Here is a 3,131-nt window from a genome sequence, read left to right as displayed (position 1 = left end):
ACGACAAGCGCGCCTACGTCTTCCACGGCACCGTCACCGTCGCATCAATCCGACTCTGGCTCCGACGATGATCCGCCGTACAGAACCTAGTCCTCGACATCGTGCGCCAGCTCCAAGGTGCCTACGGGGCATTGATGGTCTCGCGGACCTCAAGTGGCGGCACTGTCGTACGCAACCCCGGCGTGGTGCTGATCGACGAGGTCGACGCCCACCTGCACGTCACATGGCAGCGCAAGATCGGAGACTGGCTCCAGGAGCACTTCCCCTGCATCCAGTTCATCGTCACCAGCCACAGCCCCTACATCTGCCAGGCTGCCGACGAGGGAGCCCTGATCCGTCTGCCGGGCATCGACGAGCACCAGGCCGCGGAAGTCGTCCAGGAAGACCTCTATCGCCGGGTCGTCTATGGCACTGGCGATGACGCGGTGATTTCGGAGCTGTTCGGCCTGGAAACCCTGTTCTCCAGCCGTGCCGAGCGCGAGCGTCGGCGCCTAGTGGCTCTGGAGCGCAAGGTGTACGCGCAGACCACCACCCCTGAAGAGGACGAGGAGTATCGTCAGCTGACCGACCTGCTGACCAGCTCGCTGGTCACCCGGGTTGCTGAGGTGTCGGCACGGCTGGAACAGGACCGATGATCCCCCTCCAACGCGTCGAACTCTCCACACGGGCGCAGAGGCTGCTCACCACGTGGACGGCCGACGTCGCGACTGCGGGCGGCACAACGGCAGCCGCACGCGATCATTGGACCAGAGCCAAGGCAGCCAAGAAGCACGTACGCACCGCGCTGGAAGGTATGACCCGTGGCGCGGCGCGCTGCATGTACTGCGACGACAGCAGGGCCACGGACATCGACCACTTCCAGCCGCTGGACAACGCGCCGTACCGGGCCTTCGTGTGGCTGAACCACCTGCTCGCCTGCTCTTGGTGCAACAGCAACGAGAAACGGGAGCAGTGTCCGGTGGACGCTACCGGAGCTTGTCTGCTGGTCGACCCCACGGCGGAAGACCCCGCTGACCATCTGGAGCTACTCCTGGGCAGCGGCGAGTACACGGCGGTCGACGGATCCCCCAAGGGCGAGGCCACTATCAGCGTTTTCGGCCTCAACCGCCATGACCTCGTGAGAGGACGCCAAGTTGCCTTCCGAAGGGCTTGCTCGAACCTGCGGGACTGGCACAACCTGGTCGAGGAGGATGATCCCGAAGCCGACGAGTTGGCTCAGGCGTTGCAGGACTCGCCCTTCATCGACGTTGTCCACGCCATGACCCGCCTCGACCCGGGCCTAGCTCCTAAGGTAGTCGGCCAGCGGACCGTACCGGCACTCGACGCATGGCGAGCCGCGTTCGGGATCTGAAAAGCTCGTCCAGGAGCAACAGCGTGGCGAGCCGGGGCAACCTGGATCTCGACCAGCCGGCGCGGTCGGGTTTCCTGTGGACACCGGCGGGAGTCTGCCGGTGTCACGCCCGTGTTCGCCAGCGCGGCAGCCGGTGTCCAGGACGGTGCCTATGGTCGCGTGGATCCGGCTGCGGGCATCGCTCCGGCCGCGGCGAGCAGCGTGTTCCCGGTGGGCGAGGAGGATGCCGCGGGGGTGGGTGATGACCACCTCCCAAAGTGCGACGGCGGGGCGGTCGCGATCCGGGAGGGTGAGAGGCCCGCCCGGTGGCGAGGAAGCGCAGGCAGTCCTCCGGCATGCTCATGGACGCGTGCCAGGCACGGGGTTTCAGGCCGCACTCCCGGCTGCCCAAGGCCCGCCTCCAAAACTCATCGCCTTGGCCAGGGCGGCATGGTACAAATCCCTAAATCGGGAAAGATGCAAGGGATTCGATGAGTTCAGGAACCGGGATCAAGCAGGACGTGGCGCGTCTCCTCATCGAGGGCGACCTCGCGTTTTCCCGCCGCTTCCTGGAACGCGTCGTCAAGGGCACCGGCGAGACCGTCATCCCGATCTTCTGCATGAACAGTTACCTGTCGCTCATCATCCACGAGTCGTTCAGGACCCTGAAGGTCAACGATCCCGGACTCGCGGCCTCCCTGGCCTACGAGCACGAGGAGACCATCGAGAGGGCGCGGCTCAGTGTCAAGCTCTTCGACGACTCCAAGAACGGCCTGGACAAAGTGGGCGACGCGTTCGCGCGCATCATCGACGAGGGACGGCAGGCGTTCCTGGGCAATACCTGGTTCCCGCCCGCGCGCCGGTGGGAGACAGACCTGGGTGAGTACCGCTACCGAGGCCGACTCGTGAGTACCACCCACACGGTCGGGTTTGTCATGGCCCTCCGCGCCGACGCGTTGCAGGACTTTGCCACCTTGGGGCAGGAACTGTCGGCCGTGGCCCAGGCTCAGAGTGCGTACGTCAGCCAAGCGGCTGGGCACTTGCCGTGGCCTGGCCCCTCGTTCATGAACAGCATCAACCTTGATGCCTTCGAGACCCGGGATCGCCGGTCCGAGCGCCACTTCAACCAGATCTTCGGTCCTGGCTTGCCGGAGAAGATGAAGGCGTCCCTGACCGCCTTCCAGTGCTTCCTCAACGTCCTTGACGCCATGTTGCGGGACGACGACAATCCGGCCTCCGCCGAGACAATGTTCAAGCTCAGGTACATCACGCTCTACCACGTGCTGTCCAGCCTGGAGAAGCTCAGGAACCAGTACGAGAAGGAGCTGGGGATGGCATCCCGCTTGCTGCTCGCTGCCATGCTTGACCACCCCGTGAGCGCCGAGATCCGCAGCGGCGAGGCGCGGCATTTCCGCAACACCTTGATCCACTACACGCCCGCGGAGCACCTCGTCTCAAAGCTCTCCATGACCGCGCCGTATTACGGCCTGGTAGAAGCCTGCTTCCCGGCACGTGACTTCCCCTCTCTCCAAACTGCGGTCGCCGAGCACACGGGGCGGATGGCCGCGCTCATGGACCAGTGGTCGGGGACCTGACCGGTTGAGACGCGCAGCATCTCCCGCGCACTTCTGGATCCGAAGACAAGGCAGTGCTACCGATCGTCGATGGTGTTGCACCTCGCGGATCGGGGCGTGCTGACCGCGCGCCCTAGGTTCTGTACGGCGGATCATCGTCGGAGCCAGAGTCGGATTGATGCGACGGTGACGGTGCCGTGGAAGACGTAGGCGCGCTTGTCGTATCT

At 65.0% G+C, this 3,131-nt stretch carries 3 protein-coding genes; all 3 read left to right on the top strand.

What is annotated here, in order from left to right:
* The first annotated feature begins 182 nt into the window (after window positions 1-182).
* Window positions 183-635 carry an AAA family ATPase gene (locus ACFVU9_RS45340; protein ID WP_387603944.1) on the top strand — a complete coding sequence of 151 codons (453 nt, stop codon included), beginning with the start codon at window positions 183-185 and terminating at the stop codon, window positions 633-635.
* The gene (locus ACFVU9_RS45335; RefSeq protein WP_387603942.1) at window positions 632-1,351 is read left to right on the top strand and encodes a hypothetical protein; all 720 of its coding nucleotides are present in this window, start codon (window positions 632-634) and stop codon (window positions 1,349-1,351) included. The genes ACFVU9_RS45340 and ACFVU9_RS45335 overlap by 4 nt, the downstream gene beginning before the upstream one ends.
* A gap of 470 nt (window positions 1,352-1,821) precedes the next feature.
* Window positions 1,822-2,925 carry a hypothetical protein gene (locus tag ACFVU9_RS45330; protein WP_387603939.1) on the top strand — a complete coding sequence of 368 codons (1,104 nt, stop codon included), beginning with the start codon at window positions 1,822-1,824 and terminating at the stop codon, window positions 2,923-2,925.
* Window positions 2,926-3,131 lie beyond the last annotated feature (206 nt).

It is taken from the genome of Kitasatospora sp. NPDC057936 (assembly GCF_042887525.1).
Classification (GTDB): domain Bacteria; phylum Actinomycetota; class Actinomycetes; order Streptomycetales; family Streptomycetaceae; genus Kitasatospora.
The sequence above is the reverse complement of the archived record's forward strand: the minus strand, read 5'-3'. Positions and strand labels throughout refer to the sequence as shown.

What these genes read in the sequence shown, in the direction of transcription:
- ACFVU9_RS45335 (WP_387603942.1), top strand. Translation starts at nt 632, where the DNA reads ATGATCCCCCTCCAACGCGTCGAACTCTCCACACGGGCGCAGAGGCTG.
- ACFVU9_RS45330 (WP_387603939.1), top strand. Translation starts at nt 1,822, where the DNA reads ATGAGTTCAGGAACCGGGATCAAGCAGGACGTGGCGCGTCTCCTCATC.